Raw genomic sequence first — 17,104 nt, forward strand, 5'->3', positions numbered from 1 at the left:
TTTTATTTGATTAGGCCCTGTCCTCGCCAGGCGCAACCCCCACGGGCCACCCCGCAGGGCAAACCGGCAGGCAGGTATTTTGACTCCACTGTGGCGGGCAATCCGCTGCGGTGTGTTCTTAACGGCCATTTCGGCCCAATGGATTTCAACCCCATGTCTTCCGTTTCCACTACCGCCACCGGCGGCGAAAGTTTCGCCGACCTTTTCGCACAAAGCCTCAAGAGCCAGGACATGAAGTCCGGCGAGGTCATCAGCGCCGAAGTCGTGCGCGTCGACCATAATTTCGTCGTCGTCAACGCCGGCCTGAAGTCCGAAGCGCTGATCCCCCTGGAAGAGTTCCTGAATGACCAGGGCGAGCTCGAAGTGCAACCCGGCGATTTCGTCTCGGTGGCCATCGATTCCCTGGAAAACGGCTACGGCGACACCATCCTGTCGCGTGACCGCGCCAAGCGCCTGTCGGCCTGGCTGCAACTGGAAAAGGCCCTGGAAAACGGCGAGCTGGTTACCGGCACCATCACCGGCAAGGTGAAGGGCGGCCTGACCGTCATGACCAACGGCATCCGCGCGTTCCTGCCCGGTTCGCTGGTGGATCTGCGTCCGGTCAAGGACACCACCCCGTACGAAGGCAAGACCCTCGAATTCAAGGTCATCAAGCTCGACCGCAAGCGCAACAACGTTGTGCTGTCGCGTCGCCAAGTGCTGGAAGCCAGCATGGGCGAAGAACGTCAAAAGCTGCTCGAAACCCTGCACGAAGGTGCTGTGGTCAAGGGCGTGGTCAAGAACATCACCGACTACGGCGCGTTCGTTGACCTGGGCGGCATCGACGGCCTGCTGCACATCACCGACATGGCATGGCGTCGTGTGCGTCACCCGTCCGAAGTTCTGCAAGTGGGTCAAGAAGTCGAAGCCAAGGTCCTCAAGTTCGACCAGGAAAAGAGCCGCGTCTCGCTGGGCGTCAAGCAGCTGGGCGAAGACCCGTGGGTGGGCCTGGCTCGTCGCTACCCGCAAGGCACCCGCCTGTTCGGTAAGGTCACGAACCTGACCGACTACGGCGCGTTCGTCGAAGTCGAAGCCGGCATCGAAGGCCTGGTCCACGTGTCCGAAATGGACTGGACCAACAAGAACGTCGACCCGCGCAAGGTTGTTACCCTGGGCGAAGAAGTCGAAGTCATGGTCCTGGAAATCGACGAAGACCGTCGTCGTATCTCGCTGGGCATGAAGCAGTGCCGTCAAAACCCGTGGGAAGAGTTCGCCACGAACTTCAAGCGCGGCGACAAGGTCCGCGGCGCCATCAAGTCGATCACCGACTTCGGCGTGTTCGTTGGTCTGCCTGGCGGCATCGACGGCCTGGTTCACCTGTCCGACCTGTCCTGGACGGAAACGGGCGAAGAAGCCGTGCGCAACTTCAAGAAGGGCGACGAGATCGAAGCCGTGGTTCTGGGCATCGATACCGACAAGGAACGCATCTCGCTGGGCATCAAGCAGCTGGAAGGCGACCCCTTCAACAACTTCGTCGCCACGTTTGACAAGGGCGCGGTTGTTCCGGGCACCATCAAGTCCGTCGAAGCCAAGGGCGCTGTTGTCACGCTGTCCGTGGACGTTGAAGGCTACCTGCGCGCTTCCGAGATCTCCTCGGGTCGCGTTGAAGATGCCACCACCGTGCTGAACGCCGGCGACAACATCGAAGCCATGATCGTCAACATCGACCGCAAGACGCGTTCGATCCAACTGTCGATCAAGGCCCGTGACAACGCCGAGACCGCCGATACGATCCAGCGCATGTCCGACGCCAGCGCTTCGTCCGGCACCACCAACCTCGGCGCGCTGCTGAAGGCCAAGCTGGACCAACAGCGCAACGACGGTTAATTCGTGACCAAGTCGGAGCTGATCGCCGCCTTGGCGGCCCGCTATCCTCAGCTGGCCGCCCGCGACACCGATTACGCCGTCAAGACCGTGCTGGATGCGATGACCCAGGCCCTGGCCTCGGGTCAGCGCATCGAGATTCGCGGCTTTGGCAGCTTCTCGTTGTCGCAGCGGTCTCCCCGCATCGGCCGCAATCCGAAGTCCGGCGAACAGGTGCTGGTGCCTGGTAAACAGGTACCGCACTTCAAGGCAGGCAAGGAATTGCGCGAACGGGTTGACCTGGTCGGCGGCAATGACGAGGACGCCCAGTCTTCTGGATCGGGTGAACCGATGACGTCAATGGCAAGTTTGCATGCCATGCACTGACGAATCGGCTAGTAAGGCTGCCTACGGGCAGATCGGACCGAGAACAGGCCCCTTGAGAAATCAAGGGGCTTTGTTTTTTCCGCTTGGGATTCGTCCCGCTTTTGCGGGGATTTTTTTTCTTGGACGCTTAAGACGTCGCTTACAATTGGCAGTCTTGAATTCTCTGGAGCATGCGTCATGCGCTATCTAGTCTGGGCCCTGCGATTGCTCGTGTTTATTGCGGTGTTGATGTTCGCCTTGAAGAACACCGACCCGGTCGCCGTGAAGTTCTACGCTGACTACGTCGTGCAAGATGTGCCGCTGATTGTCGTGATGCTGGTCGTGTTCGTTGCCGGCGCGTTGTTCGGCCTGTTGCTGACTGTGCCCGCCGCCATGCGCCGCCGCCGCGAAGCCATGCGCTTGCGCCGCGAACTGGACCGCGTCCAGGCCGCTGTCAACGGCACCACGCCCGTCGTGCCCCCCGAAGCCGTTGCCCCGATGTCGCCGCTTTGATGGCGCGCCGATCACCGTACGTGCCGCACTCGCATCCCGCACTGAATAACAGCAAGAGCCCGAAACGTGGATTTTGAACCTTGGTGGCTGATTTTCGTGCCGGTGTTGTTCGCGCTGGGCTGGCTGGCCGCGCGCTTTGACATCCGGCAAATGCTTCGCGAAACGCGCAGCCTGCCCGATTCCTATTTCCGCGGGCTGAACTTCCTGCTCAACGAAGAGCCGGACCGTGCCATCGACGCCTTCGTCGAAGTGGCCAAGCTGGACCCGGAAACAACCGAACTGCACTTCGCGCTGGGCAGCCTGTTCCGTCGCCGTGGCGAAATGGAACGCGCCATCCGCGTGCATCAAAGCCTGCTCAGCCGTTCCGATCTGCCTGAGGCCGAGCGCGAACATGCGCAGCATGAACTGGCGCAGGACTTCCTGAAGGCCGGCATGCTGGACCGCGCCGAAAGCGGTTTCGAACAGCTCAAGGACACGCGCTACGCCTTGCCGGCGCTGCGCTCCTTGATCCGTATCTTTGAATCCGAACACGACTGGCCGCGCGCAATCGAAGCGGTCAAGACCTTGCAGGGCCTGGTTGATGAACCTGTCCCGCAAATTGTGCATTACTACTGCGAGCAGGCGCAGACCGCGCTGTCGGCAAAGCCGGCCGACGTGGACGCGGCGCACAAAGCGCTGGACGCCGCCGACCATGCCTTGTCCACCACCGATGCGGCGGTGGGCAAGGGCGCCAAGGTGCGTACGGCGATGCTGCGTGCGCGCCTGGCGTCGCTGGAACAGGACCCCAAGCGCGAGCGGCTTTATCTGGAATCGGTCATGACCGACGCGCCGGAATTCGCCGGGCTGGTGGCCGAGCCGCTTCTGGCCAACTATCGCGCCGCCAATCAGGTCGTGGCGGGGCTTGATTTTCTGCTCAAGCAATATCAACGGCACGCGTCGCTGGACCTGTTCAACGTGGTGTTTCGCGAACTGCGCGTGCAGCAGGGGGCTGACGTGGCGTGGACGTTCGCGCGCGGTGCGTTGCGCAGCCATCCGTCCTTGCTCGGCCTGGACCGCCTGCTGGAAGCCGAACTGGCCAACCCGGAAAGCGGCGCGGAAGGCGGGCCGGTGCCTGGCGCCGACCTGACGCTGCTGCGCAGCCTGATTCACAAGCATACGCAACGCCTGGACCGCTATGCGTGTCGTAGTTGCGGATTTCAAGCGCGTCGTTTTTACTGGCAATGTCCCGGCTGCAACGCCTGGGAGACCTACGCGCCGCGCCGCCTGGAAGAACTTGAATGAAGCCTTTTCCCGCCGAAGCCATTTCCCAAAGCCGCGTCCTTGTCGTGGGCGACGTGATGCTGGACCGCTACTGGTTTGGCGAAGTCGAACGCATTTCGCCGGAAGCACCGGTGCCCGTGGTGCGGGTCGCGCGCCGTGAAGACCGCCTGGGCGGCGCCGCCAACGTCGCGCGCAACGTCGCGGCGCTGGGCGGGCAGGTGACCCTGGTGGGCGTGCTGGGCGAAGACGAGGCGGGCGACAGCATCCGCCGCTTGTCCGCCGAAGCCGGTATCCGTGCCGATCTGATTGCCGACCTCTCGCTGCACACCACGTTGAAGATGCGCGTGCTGGGCCGTCAGCAGCAATTGCTGCGCGTGGACTTCGAGCAGCATCCCGAGCAAGCCGCCCTGGACAGCGTGGACGCCGCACTGGCGCGTCATCTGGCCAACCACGATGTGCTGGTGTTGTCCGACTACGCCAAGGGCGTGCTGACGCGCGTCGAAACGTTGGTCTCCATGGCGCGCCATGCAGGCATACCGGTGCTGGTGGACCCCAAGGGCGACGACTATTCGCGCTATCGTGGCGCGACCCTGGTCACGCCCAACCGGGCCGAAATGCAGCAGGCCGTGGGCCGCTGGAATTCCGAAGCCGAACTTACCGATCGCGCGCAACGCCTGCGCGCCGATCTGGATCTTGAAGCCCTGCTGGTGACACGGTCCGAGCAGGGCATGACATTGTTTACCGATGCGGGACGTGACCACATCGATGCGCAGGCGCACGAAGTGTTCGACGTGTCAGGTGCCGGCGATACGGTATTGGCCACGTTGGCGGTGTCGCGCGCCATTGGCTTGCCGTGGGCCGAATCGATGGGCTGGGCCAACAAGGCCGGCGGCATCGCCGTGGGCAAGTTGGGCACCTCCGTCGTCACCGCCGCGGAACTCGCAGGAGAAATTTCATGATCGTCGTAACCGGAGCCGCGGGCTTCATCGGCAGCAACCTGGTGCGCGGGCTTAACCGCCGTGGCATCCATGACATCATCGCGGTCGACGACCTGACCGAAGGCGACAAGTTCGTCAACCTGGTCGACTGCCAGATCGCCGAGTACATGGACAAGGACGACTTCCGCCGCCGCGTGGCCGACGGCAGCCTGCCCGCCGTGCGGGCGGTGTTGCATCAGGGCGCCTGCTCGGACACCACCGAGCGCAACGGCCGCTACATGATGGACAACAACTACCGCGTCACGCTTGAACTGTTCGAGTTCTGCCAGACACGACGCATTCCCTTCCTGTATGCCTCGTCCGCCGCCGTCTATGGCGGCTCGTCCGTCTACGTCGAGGACCCGGCCAACGAAGGGCCGCTGAACGTCTACGGGTACTCCAAGCTGCTGTTCGATCAGGTACTGCGCAAGCGCATGGACAGCCTGACCGCGCAGGTGGTCGGCCTGCGTTATTTCAACGTTTATGGTCCGCACGAACAGCACAAGGGCCGCATGGCCTCGGTGGCGTTCCACAACATGAACCAGTTTCTGGAACACGGCCATGTGCGTCTGTTCGCGGGCTGGGACGGTTATGTGGACGGTGGCCAAAGCCGCGATTTCATCTCGGTTGAAGACGTCGTGGCGGTCAACCTGCATTTTCTGGACCATCCCGATCAATCCGGCATCTTCAATTGCGGCACGGGTCGGGCGCAGCCCTTCAATGACGTGGCCGCTGCCGTGGTGAACACGTTGCGTGCCGAACGCGGCGAGGCCGAGCTGACGTTGGCGCAGTTGGTCGAGCTGGATCTGATCCGCTACATCCCGTTCCCGGAAGACCTGAAGGGCCGCTACCAAAGCTATACGCAGGCGGACGTCACCCAGCTGCGCACCGCCGGCTTCTATGCGCCGATGCGAGACGTGCAGACTGGTGTTGCCGAGTACGTGCGCTACTGGCGCGCACGCCGCTGAAACGGGCTACCAAAGCGCGGCCCTACGCCGCGCACCGAGCGAAATCCAGGCCGCCCTTCGGGGTGGCCTTTTTTTGCACCCGTAGTTTCCGAGGTGGATCAATCCGTTCACTGCGCGGCCCGCAGGCAGGGCAAACGTCCATGATCCGGGGGTGGTTCGGCATTCGCCGCACCCTTATTTTCCGGAGACCCTCATGAACCCTTTTCTTGTACCCGCCATCGTCCGTCGCGGCGCGTCCATGCCGTGGCGCAAAGCGCGCTTGCCGCAGGCGCCGGCAGGCGCACACAAGGGGCGCCGCCTGTGGCAACACGTGCTGGGCGTCATGCTGGTGAGCGCCGCGCTGGGCTTCACGGCGCCAGAAGCCCGGGCGGTGGACGTCAACCAAGCCACCGCGCAGCAGTTGGAGACCATCCGCGGCATCGGCCCGCGCACGGCCGAGATCATCATCAATGAACGCGATCGCGGCGGCCGCTTCGATTCGTTCGAAGATCTGGCCGAGCGCGTGCGCGGCATTGGCGAGAAAAAAGCGCAAGCCTTGAAGGCGGCCGGCTTGCAGGTGGGCGAGGGCGACGGCGCGGCAGGATCGGGCCAAAGCCAAAGCCAAAGCCAAAGCCAGGGCGGGGCGGCGCCCACTGCCAAACCGGCCAAGGGCAAACCCAGCACGGCACCGGCGCCCGCCCGACCCTGATGAGGCGGGTCGGCGGCTAACCCCTGGCGCGAGCGCGGCTTTTGCCCGCGCCCGGCGCCAGGCAGAGTTATTATCTTTTGCATGACTACTACCTACCCCACTATCGAGCAGACCGTCGGCAATACGCCGCTGGTGCGTTTGCAGCGCATTCCCGGTGCCGCGGGCGACGCGCGTGGCAACGTCATCCTGGCCAAGCTGGAAGGCAATAATCCCGCCGGTTCCGTGAAGGACCGCCCGGCCTTGTCGATGATCCAGCACGCCGAAGCGCGTGGCGACATCAAGCCAGGCGATACCCTGATCGAGGCTACCAGCGGCAATACCGGCATCGCGCTGGCCATGGCGGCGGCGATGAAGGGGTACCGCATGATCTTGATCATGCCCGACAACCTGTCCGTGGAGCGCAGGGCGGCCATGGCCGCCTACGGCGCCGAGCTTATCCTGACGCCCGCAGACAAGGGCGGCATGGAATACGCCCGCGATCTGGCCACCGAAATGCAGGCCGACGGCCGGGGCGTGGTACTGGACCAGTTCGCCAACCCCGACAACCCCCGCGCGCACGTGGAAACCACCGGCCCCGAACTGTGGACGCAAACCGAAGGGCGCATCACGCATTTCGTCAGCGCCATGGGCACCACGGGCACGATCATGGGGGTGTCGACTTACCTGAAATCCCGCAACCCCGCCGTGCAGATCGTCGGCGCACAGCCGGCCGAGGGCTCGCAGATCCCGGGTATCCGCAAGTGGCCCGAGGCCTATCTGCCCAAGATTTTCGACCGCAGCCGCGTGGACGCCTACGAATCCATCGAGCAATCGGAAGCTGAAACCATGGCGCGCCGGCTGGCTGCCGAAGAAGGCATCTTTGGCGGAATTTCGTCCGCTGGTGCGCTGGTGGCCGCCTTGCGTGTCGCGGAAAGAGTCAACGACGCCACCATCGTGTTCATCGTTTGCGACCGCGGCGACCGCTACCTGTCCACGGGCGTTTTCAACTGATCACGCACGGCAGTGGTGGGGCGCATGCAGCCCCACAATAAAAAAATGCCCCGTTCATCCCGACGGGGCATTTTCGTTTCCGGACGGGCAGATCAGCGCGCGACGCGGGCTTCGATCTCGTACGCCAGGTCCGCCACCGACGTCGCGTAGAAGTAGCTGCGGTTGTACTTGGTCAGCGCGAAGAAGTTGGGCGTGCCGACCCGGTATTGCGCCGTGCCGCGCGCTTCCTCGACCAGGTCCACCACCCCCAGCGGTTGGGTACCCCAGCCATTGCTGCTGGCGCCCGGCTGCAAGCGCGCGCCGGCTGCCGACAGGGTGCCCCAGGTTTGTTTGGGTTCAAGACCGCCGTCGACCAAAGCGGTGGGGTCCGCCGGCAACACCACCGGTGCAAACACGGGCAAGCCGCGCTGCCAGCCGTGCTGCGCCAGGAAGCTGCCCACGGACATGATCGCGTCCTGCGTGTTATTGGTCAGGTCGATATGGCCGTTGTCGTCGCCGTCCACCGCGTAATGCATGATGCTGGTGGGCATGAACTGCGGCATGCCGATGGCACCGGCGTACGAGCCCTGCGTTTCAAGATCCAGCTTGTCTTTCATGACCAGCGTCAGGAAGTCGGCCAGTTGGCCCCGAAACATCGCGGCGCGCTCGGGCTTGTTGGGATCGGGATAGTCAAAGGCCAGCGTCGCCAGCGCGTCCAGCACCCGGAAGTTGCCCATGTTGCGGCCGTACAGGGTTTCGACGCCGATGATGGACGCGATGATGGGGGCCGGCACGCCAAAGCGCTGGGCGGCCTGATTGAGCAGGTCGCGGTTTTCGTTATAGAACTCGACACCCCAGCCGATGCGCTTGGGTTCCACGAAGCGCGAGCGATACGTCAGCCAGCTGCGCCAGATTTTCTTGCCCGGCGGCGCCGGCGCGATCAGCCTGGATACCGTGGCGTTGTAGCGCGAGCTTTCCAAAGCCTTGACCATCGGGTCCAGCGGCAATTGGCGTTCGGCCGCCAGATCCTGCACGAAGCTGCGCACTTCCGGACGCAGCGCGCCGGTGGCGGTCAGCGTGGCAGGGGCGTCATCCGGCAACTCGGAGCCGGGTGTCGGCGTGGCGGGTCCGATGCGGATAGCGGCGTTTGCGGAAGCGGCCGCGGGCTGGGCCGAAAGGGTATTTGGAGCAGAGGGGGCGGTGGTGGAGCAGCCCGCCAGCAGGGCGGAAAGCGTTCCGAGTTGCAGTAATCGCCGACAGATGAACATAATCTTCCTTATGGAGACCATGTATCTTACCCACCCGGCTTGCCGCTTGCATGAAATGGGCAGTTGGCACCCCGAAAGCCCGCAGAGGCTGGATGCCATTTCCGACCAGCTATTGGCCAGCGGCCTGATGCCCTATCTGGACGACCGGCAAGCGCCGCAGGCGTCGCGCCACGACATTTTGCGCGTGCACACCGTCCAGTATCTGGACAGTTTGCGCGAACATACGCCGGACCAAGGGTATTACCCAATCGATCCCGATACGCTGATGAATCCCCACACCTACGAAGCGGCCCTGTACGCGGCGGGCGCGGGGGTCGCGGCCGTGGATGCCGTCATGGGCGGCGAGGCCCGCACGGCGTTCTGCGCGGTGCGTCCGCCCGGGCATCACGCCTGCCGGTCGCAGGCCATGGGTTTCTGCTTTTTGAACAACGTCGCGATCGCGGCGCGCCATGCGCTGGACTTTCATGGCCTGTCGCGCGTGGCCATCGTTGATTTCGACGTGCACCACGGCAACGGCACCGAGGACGTTTTCGCGGGCGACGAGCGCGTGCTGATGTGCAGCTTTTTTCAGCATCCGCTCTTTCCCAACAGCGGCGCCGACCAGCCCGCGGACAACATGCTGAACGTGCCCGTGCCGGCGTATACCGTGGGGCCGGCGGTCAGGACGATCGTCACCGATCAGTGGCTGCCCCGGCTTGAAGCTTTCCGCCCGGAACTGATCCTGGTGTCGGCCGGATTCGATGCGCATCGGGAAGACGACATGGGCCAGATGGGCCTGGTCGAGGCCGACTACGCCTGGATCACCGAGCAGCTGGTCGAGGTGGCTGAACGGCACAGTCAGGGCCGGATCGTCAGCACGCTTGAAGGTGGTTACAACTTATCTGCACTGGGACGCAGTGTCGTTGCGCATATACGAGCGCTGGCGAAGCTGTAGAATCAGGAAAAAATTGTGCAATGCGATCCCGGCGCATGCCGGGTATTTATTTCCATTTGGAGGCAGCGGGATGAAGGTGTTGGTACCTGTCAAGCGCGTCGTTGACTACAACGTCAAGGTGCGCGTCAAGTCGGATCAGACTGGCGTGGATATCGCCAATGTGAAGATGTCCATGAACCCCTTTGACGAAATCGCCGTCGAAGAAGCGACCCGGCTCAAAGAGAAGGGTGCCGTCGCTGAAGTCGTGGCGGTTTCTTGCGGCGTTGCGCAATGCCAGGAGACGCTGCGCACCGCCATGGCCATTGGCGCCGATCGCGGCGTGCTGGTTCAGACCGATGCCGAACTCCAGCCGCTGGCCGTCGCCAAGCTGTTGAAGGCCTTGGTCGACAAAGAGCAGCCGCAACTGGTGATCCTTGGCAAGCAAGCCATCGATGATGACGCCAACCAAACCGGCCAGATGCTGGCCGCGCTGCTGGACTGGCCGCAAGCCACGTTCGCCAGCAAGGTTGAACTGGCCGACGGCAAGGTCACGGTCACGCGTGAAGTGGACGGCGGGCTGGAAACGCTGACGCTGACGCTGCCGGCCATCGTCACCACCGACCTGCGCCTGAACGAGCCGCGTTACGTCACGCTGCCCAACATCATGAAGGCCAAGAAGAAGCAGTTGGACACCGTTACGCCCGAAGAATTGGGTGTTGATCCCGCGCCGCGCCTGAAGACGCTGAAGGTCAGCGAGCCGCCCGCCCGCAAGGCCGGCATCAAGGTGGCCGACGTTGCGGCCCTGGTGGACAAACTCAAGAACGAAGCGAAGGTGGTCTGAACATGACGACGCTGGTTATTGCCGAACACGATAACGCCCAGCTCAAGGGCGCAACCCTGAACGCCGTCGCCGCCGCCGCCAAAATCGGAGGCGATGTGCACGTGCTGGTCGCCGGCGCCAATGCGCGTGCCGTGGCCGACCAAGCCGCTGCCGCCGCAGGCGTCGCCAAGGTCCTGTTGGCCGACGCGCCGCAACTGGCTGACGGCCTGGCGGAAAACGTCGCGGCGCAAGTGCTGGCCGTGGCCTCCAACTACAGCCACATCTTGTTCCCGGCCACCGCGTCGGGCAAGAACGTGGCGCCGCGCGTGGCTGCCAAGCTCGACGTCGCGCAGATTTCCGACATCATCGGCGTGGAATCGGCCGACACGTTCCAGCGCCCCATCTACGCGGGTAACGCCATTGCCACCGTGCAATCGGCCGACGCCGTCAAGGTCATCACCGTGCGCACGACGGGCTTTGACGCCGTTGCCGCGCAAGGCGGTTCGGCCGCTGTGGAAGACGTGGCTGCCGTGGCGGATTCGGGCAAGTCCACCTTCGTGGGCCGTGAAGTCGCCAAGAGCGATCGCCCCGAACTGGCCGGCGCTCGCGTCGTGGTTTCGGGCGGCCGTGGTTTGGGCAGCGCCGAGAACTTCAAGATCCTGGACCCGTTGGCCGACAAGCTGGGCGCCGCCCTGGGTGCCTCGCGCGCCGCCGTCGACGCCGGCTATGCGCCGAACGACTGGCAAGTCGGCCAGACCGGCAAGATCGTTGCGCCGCAGCTGTACGTGGCCGTTGGTATTTCCGGCGCCATCCAGCATTTGGCCGGCATGAAGGATTCGAAGGTCATCGTGGCCATCAACAAGGATCCCGAAGCCCCGATTTTCGGCGTGGCCGATTATGGCTTGGTGGGCGACCTGTTCCAGGTCGTACCTGAACTGACCGGCGCCCTGTAAAACTCAGCGCTGTCGTCAGTATGAAAACCCCGCGGAAGCATCGTCCGCGGGGTTTTTTTTGGTCTGCGATGATCCGCGATAGTTTGATATCTATGTAGTATTTCTTTTGAATTTCTGAAAGATTCTGATAATGTGTTCCGCGCGCAGCAGGATTTTTCGCGTACGTGCTCGACCTGTACAGAACGAAGGAGATTCGGGATGGAATGGTTCTTTGACACATTGCGGAAGTACCCAGAGTTGGCGGTCTTTCTAACCCTTGGATTGGGCTACTGGATCGGAGCGAAAAAAATTTTTGGCTTTAATCTGGGCGCAGTAACAGGCACGTTGTTGGTAGGTGTGTTGGTCGGCCAACTTGATATCACCATTGCCCCGATTCTCAAGCAGGTGTTCTTCCTGCTTTTTCTTTTTGGTCTTGGCTACGGCGTCGGGCCACAATTCTTCCGCGGCATGAAAAGCGACGGCCTTCCCCAGGTCATCTTCGCGGTCATCATCTGCGTCATCTGCTTGCTGGTCACCTGGGCCACCGCCGTCGGATTTGGCTTTGACGCCGGTACCGGCGCCGGGCTGTTGGCCGGCGCACAAACCATTTCGGCGGTAATGGGCGTGGCCACGGACACGATCAACGGGCTGGGCGTGGACGCCGCGACGAAGAAGAAGTGGATTGACAGCATCCCGGTGGCCTACGCCGTCTGCTACATCTTCGGCACGGTCGGCAGCGCCTGGTTGCTGGCCTCGCTGGGCCCCAAGCTGATGCGCGTGGACATCGTCAAAGAGTGCAAGGAATACGAAGCCAAGATGTCCGGTGGCGCCGATTCCATGGAACTGTCCGGCTACCGCAAGTTCACGGCCCGCGCCTACAAGCTGGATCACACCGATCTGGTGGGCAAGACGGTGGGCGATCTGGAAGCGCGCTTTGTCGACGCGCGCGTGTTTGTGGAACGCATCCGCCGCGGCGACCAGATCATCGATAACGATTCCAGCACCGTGCTGCAGGCGGGCGATGTGCTGGGCGTGACGGGGCGCCACGACGCGCTGGTGTTGCAGGCCGGCGGCATCATCGGCAATGAAGTCGAGGACAGGGACGTCATCAACCTGCCCGCCGAGATTGTCGAGGTGGTGCTGACCAACAAGAATGTGGCCGGCAAGACGCTTAAGGAATTGGCCGAAAACGAAACCGTGCGTCAGCTGGGCCGGGGCGTGTTCCTGCGCAAGGTTGTGCGCGGCGGTCACGACATGCCGGTCAATTGGGGGCTGAAACTGGACCGCGGCGATCGCCTGTTCGTGCTGGGCGCCAAGCGCGACGTCGAGCGCGTCGTGGCCAAGCTGGGCTATGTGGACCGGGCCACCGAGCAGACCGACATGGTGTTCGTCGGCTTCGGCATCTTGCTGGGCGGGTTGTTCGGCTCGCTGGTGCTGACGGTCAGCGGCATTCCCATTACCTTGTCGACGTCCGGCGGTGCGCTGATATCGGGCCTGGTCTTCGGGTACCTGCGATCCGTGCATCCCACCTTCGGCCGCGTGCCGGAACCGGTGCATTGGTTCCTGACGTCTGTCGGGCTGACGGCGTTTGTGGCGGTGGTGGGCATCACCTCCGGGCCGGGCTTCGTGCAGGGCTTCCAACAATTGGGCGCCAAGCTTTTCGTGGCCGGCATCATCGCCACCAGCGTGCCGATGATCCTGGGCGTGTTCATCGCCCGATATGTCTTCAAATTCCATCCCGCCATCGTGCTGGGCGTCTGCGCTGGCGCCCGCACCACGACGGCGGCGATCGGCCAAATCACCGAGACGGCGAAAAGCCAGGTGCCCGCCCTGGGCTACACGGTGCCCTATGCAATCGGCAATACCCTGCTCATTATCTGGGGCATTGTCATTGTCATGCTGATGACTTAGTGGGACGCCCCGCAAGCCTGTTCAGGGCTTGCGGGCAGCACATCGTGGCGGCGGGCGTACCCGCCCGCGCCGCTCCGCCAGCGCTTGTCAAAACGCAAACCAGGAGTACCTAAAAATGGCTTCCACCGCGCCTCTCACTGTCAGTCTGGCTTCCGCCTTGAAGACAACCCGCTCGCGTCAACGCGACCTTGAACAGCTGTCGCCCTTCGAATTGAAGGATTATCTGATTACCTTGGCCAAGGAGAATCAGCACACGGCCGCCTTGACCATGTTGAACGCCGGTCGCGGCAACCCGAATTGGATCGCCACCGAGCCGCGCGACGCCTTCTTCCTGATGGGCCAGTTCGCCATGAAAGAGGCGCGTCGAGTGCGTGATGACGCCATCCTGGCGGGCATGCCCGCCAAGAAAGGCTGCGCCGACCGCCTGCGAAAGTTCTTGTCCAAGCACAAGGGCGAGGACGGCTACGACTTCCTGGTTGGCGTGCTTGAATACGGCGTCAAGGTCAAGAGTTTCGACCCCGACGAATGGATCCATGAACTGACCGACAGCATCATCGGGGACAACTACCCCGTGCCGCCGCGCGCGCTGGTGCACACCGAACAGATCGTGCACGACTACCTGATCAAGGAAATGTGCGACGGCCGGCCGCCCAAGGGCAAGTTCGACCTGTTCCCGGTTGAGGGTGGCACGGCCGCCATGTGCTACATCTTCGACTCGATGATGCAGAACGGCCTGTTGAAGCAGGGCGACACTATCGCGCTGTTCCTGCCGACCTTCACGCCCTATATCGAAATCGCGCACCTTGAGCGTTTCCAGTTCAAGATCGTTGCCATCAACGCCAGCAGCCTGCGGGCCGACGGCACGCACGACTGGCACTATCCCGCCTCTGAAATTGCCAAGCTGGAAAATCCCAAGATCAAGCTGGCCGTGACGGTGAACCCCAGCAATCCGCCATCGGTGGCATTCAGCCCGGTCGAAATGAAGCAGATCGTGCGCCTGATCCGCAAGAATCCCGATCTGGTGCTGGTCACGGACGATGTGTACGGCACGTTCGTGCCGAACTTCCGTTCGCTGATGGCCGAAGTGCCGCACAACACCATCTGCGTCTACTCCTTTTCCAAGAACTTCGGTTGCACGGGCTGGCGTCTGGGCGTGATTGCCACGCACGAGAAAAACACCATGGACCGGCGCATCGCCGAACTGCCCGCGGCGTGGAAGCAGCGTCTGAACAAGCGCTACGGCGCCATGACGATGGAGCCGGAAAAGCTCAAGTTCATCGACCGCATGGTGGCCGACAGCCGCAACGTGGCGCTGAACCACACGGCGGGCCTGTCCCTGCCGCAGCAGGTGCAGATGTGCTTTTTTGCGCTGTCCCACTTGCTGGACCTGAAGGACGCCTACAAGCACCTGACGATGGAGATCGTGCGTGCGCGCCGCGACTCGCTGTGGAGCGGGCTGGGTATCCCGGTGCCCCCGGAAGATCCCATGCGCGCCTGGTATTACGTGGAACTGGACTTCATGGTCTGGGCCAAGGTCATGTATGGCGATGCCTTCTGCAAGTACATGACGTCGAACTACGAGCCCGTGGACTTCCTGTTCCGCCTGGCCGAGAAGACGGGCGTGGTGCTGATGGATGGCGGCGGCTTCGGCGGGCCGCCCTGGTCGATCCGTATCTCGCTGGCCAACCTGGATGATGCCGATTATGCCAAGATCGGCAAGTACATGGTCGAGTGCGCGACCGAGTACGTCGAGGCATGGAAGGCGTCCGAACTGGTGCGTTCGGGTCCGACTGCCGGCAAGGGCCAGACGGTGAAAGCCGGCGCGGCCAAGCGCGCGGCAAAGACGGCCACGAAGAAGGTCGCCAAGAAGGCGGTGAAGAAAGCCGTCAAGCAAGCGGACACGGCGGCCAAATCCGCCAAGAAGGCGACCGCCCGCAAGTAGGCAACCACAGGCGACATGAGCTATGACGTGCTCGATCGGGTTTTTCAATAGTGTCCCCATCGCGGTGTTGTTCGTCACGGTGGGTTTGGGATACCTGATCGGCAAGCTCAAGGTCGGGCCGATTCAGTTGGGCGGCGTGTGCGGCACGCTGATCGTCGCCCTGCTGATCGGCCAGACGGGCTGCCAGATGCGCGGGGACCTGAAAGAGGTGGCCTTCGCGCTGTTCATCTTCGCCATGGGCTATTCGGGCGGCCCGCAGTTCTTTGCCAACCTGAATCGTTCCAGCCTGCGCTATATCGCGCTGCCCATCATTGAAGCGTTGCTGGTGCTGACCATCGTGTTGTCGGCCGTGCCGCTGTTTGGCCTGGATGCCGGCACGGCGGCGGGGCTGGCGGCAGGCGCGGCAACCGAATCGGCGGTGGTCGGCACCGCTGCCGAAGCGCTCAAGCACCTGGGCTTGCCGGATGCAGAGGTGCAGCGCATGGAGGCCAACATCGCCACGGCCTACACGCTGACCTATCTGGTGGGCTTGATCAGCATTGTGTTTTTTACCAGTCAGGTGGCCCCGGCGTTGTTGCGCATCAACTTGCGCCAGGCGTCCAAGGCGCTGGAGGCCAAGCTGGGCGTCGCGTCCGGTGAAGACGAAGACATCAACCTGCCCACCTTGCCGCGTCTGGTGGGGCGTGCCCACGTGGTCAAGGACGCCGACGGCATGAAGGTGGGCGACGTCGAGGCCCAGTTGGGTGGCCGTACCGTGATCAGCCGCATCCTGCGCAACGGCGCGGCGCTGGACGTTACCCCCGAGGACACGCTTGCCACGGGCGACATCGTGGTAGTGCTGGGCTTGCGCCGTTTTGCGTTGCGGGCGGGCGCGGTGGTCGGGCCAGAAATTCAGTTGCCGGAAGCGCACGCCGATGATCTGCAAATGCGCGAGCTTGCGGTCATCGTCAACAAAAAGAACGTCAATGGAATCACCATGGGCGAGCTGGGCAAGCGCCCGGGCGCCAAGCGGGCGCGTGGCGTCTTCGTGCAGTCGATCATGCGGTCTGGGCACGCCTTGCCGTTGACGCCGGCCACTATCGTGCAATACGGTGACCTGGTCACGCTGGTGGGCGCCGAACCCGAGCTGGCGCAGGCGGGCGCAGCCCTGGGCAGCGAGCTGCGCCGCAGCGGTGTCACCGATCTGGTGTTCCTGGCCTTCGGCATTCTGGCGGGCTTGATGATCGGCAGCCTCAGTGCGCGCATGTGGGGCATCCCGGTGTCGCTGGGTAGCGGCGGCGGGGCGCTCGTCAGCGGGTTGGTGTGTGGCTGGATCAATGCCAAGCGGCCGTCGCTGGGCCACATTCCGGACCACGCCGTGCAGCTGTTGAAGGACCTGGGGCTGGCGGTGTTTGTGGCCTGCGTGGGCTTGTCGGCCGGACCGGAAGCCGTATCGCTGATCCGCGAACACGGCGCCGTGCTGCCATTGATCGGCTTGCTGGTTTCGCTGGGGCCTGCCAGCCTGTCATTGTGGGTGGGCCACAAGATACTGAAGATTGAAGGCCCGCTGCTGGTGGGCGCCATTGCCGGGCAGCACGTCAGCACGCCCGCCATCAGCGCCATCTTGAACTCCAGCGGCAGCTCCGTGCCGCTGCTGGGTTACACCGTGACCTATGCCATCGCCAACGTGCTGCTGCCCGTGCTGGGACCCATCATTGTGTCGTTGGCGTACCATCTGAGTTAAGACGCGTATCTG

General features: G+C 63.2%; 15 protein-coding genes. 14 read left to right on the forward strand and 1 reads right to left on the reverse strand.

Annotated elements, in window-relative coordinates:
* Window positions 1-153: 153 nt before the first annotated feature.
* From rpsA to cysM, 8 genes are all read left to right on the forward strand, one after another.
* Window positions 154-1,866 (forward strand): 30S ribosomal protein S1, encoded by a 1,713-nt coding sequence (gene rpsA / locus AC6LJY_RS09390; RefSeq protein WP_046802876.1) that lies wholly within the window; start codon window positions 154-156, stop codon window positions 1,864-1,866.
* 3 nt (window positions 1,867-1,869) lie between these two features.
* Window positions 1,870-2,229: an integration host factor subunit beta gene (locus tag AC6LJY_RS09395; RefSeq protein WP_046802728.1), complete on the forward strand. Its 360-nt coding sequence runs from the start codon at window positions 1,870-1,872 to the stop codon at window positions 2,227-2,229.
* A gap of 177 nt (window positions 2,230-2,406) precedes the next feature.
* A complete protein-coding gene (locus AC6LJY_RS09400) occupies window positions 2,407-2,721 on the forward strand; it encodes a LapA family protein (protein ID WP_006225143.1) in 315 nt (104 codons plus the stop codon).
* 66 nt (window positions 2,722-2,787) lie between these two features.
* Window positions 2,788-4,002: a lipopolysaccharide assembly protein LapB gene (lapB, locus tag AC6LJY_RS09405; RefSeq protein ID WP_314360978.1), complete on the forward strand. Its 1,215-nt coding sequence runs from the start codon at window positions 2,788-2,790 to the stop codon at window positions 4,000-4,002.
* Window positions 3,999-4,940 (forward strand): D-glycero-beta-D-manno-heptose-7-phosphate kinase, encoded by a 942-nt coding sequence (rfaE1, locus tag AC6LJY_RS09410; protein ID WP_498135810.1) that lies wholly within the window; start codon window positions 3,999-4,001, stop codon window positions 4,938-4,940. The genes lapB and rfaE1 overlap by 4 nt, the downstream gene beginning before the upstream one ends.
* Window positions 4,937-5,926 carry an ADP-glyceromanno-heptose 6-epimerase gene (gene rfaD / locus AC6LJY_RS09415; protein ID WP_485857547.1) on the forward strand — a complete coding sequence of 330 codons (990 nt, stop codon included), beginning with the start codon at window positions 4,937-4,939 and terminating at the stop codon, window positions 5,924-5,926. Before rfaE1 ends, rfaD begins: the two co-directional genes overlap by 4 nt.
* Window positions 5,927-6,119: 193 nt before the next feature.
* Window positions 6,120-6,614: a ComEA family DNA-binding protein gene (locus AC6LJY_RS09420; protein WP_498135811.1), complete on the forward strand. Its 495-nt coding sequence runs from the start codon at window positions 6,120-6,122 to the stop codon at window positions 6,612-6,614.
* A gap of 81 nt (window positions 6,615-6,695) precedes the next feature.
* Entirely contained in the window at window positions 6,696-7,604 is a 909-nt protein-coding gene (gene cysM, locus AC6LJY_RS09425; RefSeq protein ID WP_046802732.1) for a cysteine synthase CysM, read from the forward strand.
* A gap of 92 nt (window positions 7,605-7,696) precedes the next feature.
* On the opposite strand, the gene mltB is transcribed toward cysM, so the two are convergent.
* Window positions 7,697-8,851 (reverse strand): lytic murein transglycosylase B, encoded by a 1,155-nt coding sequence (gene mltB / locus AC6LJY_RS09430; protein WP_046802733.1) that lies wholly within the window; start codon window positions 8,849-8,851, stop codon window positions 7,697-7,699.
* 10 nt (window positions 8,852-8,861) lie between these two features.
* On the opposite strand from mltB, the gene AC6LJY_RS09435 reads away from it, so the two are divergent.
* From AC6LJY_RS09435 to aspT (AC6LJY_RS09460), 6 genes are all read left to right on the forward strand, one after another.
* Window positions 8,862-9,785: a histone deacetylase family protein gene (locus AC6LJY_RS09435; RefSeq protein ID WP_082134324.1), complete on the forward strand. Its 924-nt coding sequence runs from the start codon at window positions 8,862-8,864 to the stop codon at window positions 9,783-9,785.
* Between the two features lie 70 nt (window positions 9,786-9,855).
* Window positions 9,856-10,605: an electron transfer flavoprotein subunit beta/FixA family protein gene (locus AC6LJY_RS09440; RefSeq protein ID WP_046802734.1), complete on the forward strand. Its 750-nt coding sequence runs from the start codon at window positions 9,856-9,858 to the stop codon at window positions 10,603-10,605.
* A 2-nt stretch (window positions 10,606-10,607) separates the two neighbouring features.
* On the forward strand, window positions 10,608-11,537 hold the full coding sequence (locus AC6LJY_RS09445; RefSeq protein ID WP_046802735.1) for an electron transfer flavoprotein subunit alpha/FixB family protein: 930 nt from the start codon (window positions 10,608-10,610) through the stop codon (window positions 11,535-11,537).
* Window positions 11,538-11,735: 198 nt separating this feature from the next.
* Window positions 11,736-13,427: an aspartate-alanine antiporter gene (gene aspT / locus AC6LJY_RS09450; protein ID WP_314360996.1), complete on the forward strand. Its 1,692-nt coding sequence runs from the start codon at window positions 11,736-11,738 to the stop codon at window positions 13,425-13,427.
* 115 nt (window positions 13,428-13,542) lie between these two features.
* Window positions 13,543-15,369, forward strand: coding sequence for a bifunctional aspartate transaminase/aspartate 4-decarboxylase (locus AC6LJY_RS09455; RefSeq protein WP_046802737.1), 1,827 nt, complete (start codon window positions 13,543-13,545; stop codon window positions 15,367-15,369).
* 22 nt (window positions 15,370-15,391) lie between these two features.
* A complete protein-coding gene (gene aspT / locus AC6LJY_RS09460; RefSeq protein WP_498135812.1) occupies window positions 15,392-17,092 on the forward strand; it encodes an aspartate-alanine antiporter in 1,701 nt (566 codons plus the stop codon).
* Window positions 17,093-17,104 lie beyond the last annotated feature (12 nt).

Source organism: Achromobacter sp. RT286_PF (genome assembly GCF_059760425.1).

Coding starts and splice junctions, on each gene's coding strand:
- AC6LJY_RS09435 (WP_082134324.1), top strand. CDS start 8,862: ATGGAGACCATGTATCTTACCCACCCGGCTTGCCGCTTGCATGAAATG.
- rfaE1 (WP_498135810.1), top strand. CDS start 3,999: ATGAAGCCTTTTCCCGCCGAAGCCATTTCCCAAAGCCGCGTCCTTGTC.
- cysM (WP_046802732.1), top strand. CDS start 6,696: ATGACTACTACCTACCCCACTATCGAGCAGACCGTCGGCAATACGCCG.
- aspT (WP_314360996.1), top strand. CDS start 11,736: ATGGAATGGTTCTTTGACACATTGCGGAAGTACCCAGAGTTGGCGGTC.
- AC6LJY_RS09420 (WP_498135811.1), top strand. CDS start 6,120: ATGAACCCTTTTCTTGTACCCGCCATCGTCCGTCGCGGCGCGTCCATG.
- AC6LJY_RS09455 (WP_046802737.1), top strand. CDS start 13,543: ATGGCTTCCACCGCGCCTCTCACTGTCAGTCTGGCTTCCGCCTTGAAG.
- AC6LJY_RS09400 (WP_006225143.1), top strand. CDS start 2,407: ATGCGCTATCTAGTCTGGGCCCTGCGATTGCTCGTGTTTATTGCGGTG.
- rfaD (WP_485857547.1), top strand. CDS start 4,937: ATGATCGTCGTAACCGGAGCCGCGGGCTTCATCGGCAGCAACCTGGTG.
- AC6LJY_RS09440 (WP_046802734.1), top strand. CDS start 9,856: ATGAAGGTGTTGGTACCTGTCAAGCGCGTCGTTGACTACAACGTCAAG.
- rpsA (WP_046802876.1), top strand. CDS start 154: ATGTCTTCCGTTTCCACTACCGCCACCGGCGGCGAAAGTTTCGCCGAC.
- mltB (WP_046802733.1), bottom strand. CDS start 8,851: ATGTTCATCTGTCGGCGATTACTGCAACTCGGAACGCTTTCCGCCCTG.
- aspT (WP_498135812.1), top strand. CDS start 15,392: ATGACGTGCTCGATCGGGTTTTTCAATAGTGTCCCCATCGCGGTGTTG.
- AC6LJY_RS09445 (WP_046802735.1), top strand. CDS start 10,608: ATGACGACGCTGGTTATTGCCGAACACGATAACGCCCAGCTCAAGGGC.